The organism is Enterobacter sp. 120016, from assembly GCF_018383635.1.
Taxonomy (GTDB): Bacteria; Pseudomonadota; Gammaproteobacteria; order Enterobacterales; family Enterobacteriaceae; genus Enterobacter; species Enterobacter asburiae_D.
The window spans coordinates 1-232 of record NZ_JAHAWC010000066.1; the positions used below are offsets into that span (position 1 = coordinate 1).

At 60.8% G+C, this 232-nt stretch carries 1 protein-coding gene; it reads right to left on the reverse strand.

The features are described from left to right. A partial coding sequence (locus tag KIF87_RS23140; protein ID WP_213330875.1) for an eL43 family ribosomal protein occupies window positions 1-232 on the reverse strand: 232 nt, incomplete at both ends.

Sequence of the window (232 nt, forward strand, 5' to 3'; positions counted from 1 at the left end):
GGCGCCATGGTTGTCCAGAAAACCGGACATGACGCTGACCATGTCCTTCATGATGTCAGTCAGCGCCTGCCATAAGGTCCGGATCGTTCGTCCGAGGCGGGGGCCGTAGCGCGTCAGCATTCGCACCACTTTATACACCAGAAAAGCCGGGCCTCCTGGACCGGTAACCAGGGTCAGCAGCGCCCCGAATACCAGACCGGAAAGGATTTCCCCCGCAAATTCGGCCAGGGGG